The 1,031-nt window shown below is 36.9% G+C and carries 1 protein-coding gene; it reads left to right on the top strand.

Annotated features, from left to right (window positions below; genetic code table 11):
- A partial coding sequence (locus BR66_RS26065) for an Ig-like domain-containing protein (protein WP_162174166.1) occupies nucleotides 1-1,031 on the top strand: 1,031 nt, incomplete at both ends.

Here is a 1,031-nt window from a genome sequence, read left to right as displayed (position 1 = left end):
ATTGGATGGCAACCATGGGTCAGTGATGGACAAGAAGCTGGTACAGATGGTAAGTCTTTAAGAATTGAAGCCATTGAAGTTAGAATAGTAAAAACAGCAGATGGTAGTACTCCAACACCAGTACCATTTATAAATAACATAACAAACGTAGCATCAGTAGCATTAAATAAACCCACAGATACTTTAACAGTAGCAAGCACCGATACATTAACAGCAACAGTATCTCCAAGTATTGCAACAAACAAGGCAGTAACTTGGACAACTTCAGATTCTAAAGTAGTAGCAGTTGATAATACAGGAAAAGTAACAGCAGTAAGTGCTGGAACAGCAACAATCACAGCAACTACAATCGATGGAAGTAAGACTTCAAGTTGCATAGTAACTGTAAATAATCCAGTAGTTAACGTGTCGTCAGTATCATTAAATAAAACTACAGATACTTTAACAGTAGGAAGCACAGATACTTTAAGTGCAATAGTAGCTCCAAGCAATGCTACAAGCAAAGCAGTAACTTGGGCATCTTCAAATACGAATGTAGTAGCAGTTGATACTACAGGAATAGTAACAGCAGTAAGTGCTGGAACAGCTACAATCACAGTAACTTCAGCTGATGGAAATGAGACAAGCACTTGTACAGTAAATGTAAATAATCCAGTAGTTAACGTGTCATCAGTAGTATTAAATAAAACGACAGATACATTAATAGTAGGACGAACAGATACATTAAGTGTAGCAGTGGGTCCGAGTGATGCAACAAATAAAGCTGTAACGTGGATATCATCAGATAATGCTGTAGCAACAGTGGATAATACAGGAAAGATAACAGCAGTAAGCTCAGGAACAGATATAATTACAGCAACTACTGCTGATGGAAATAAAACAGCAAGTTGCACTGTGACTGTAAATCCAACAACCATAGATGTAACTCCTCCTGTTGTTGATACAACTACATTGGAGGTAGATAAAAAAGAAGTTACAGTAGGAGATACACTAAATTTTAAGGTGAAAATAACAGATGATATGAGTGGAGT

It is taken from the genome of Clostridium akagii DSM 12554, from assembly GCF_000686725.1.
GTDB lineage: Bacteria > Bacillota > Clostridia > Clostridiales > Clostridiaceae > Clostridium_I > Clostridium_I akagii.
Note: the sequence above shows the minus strand (reverse complement) of the source record. Positions and strands in the feature narration are given on the sequence as shown.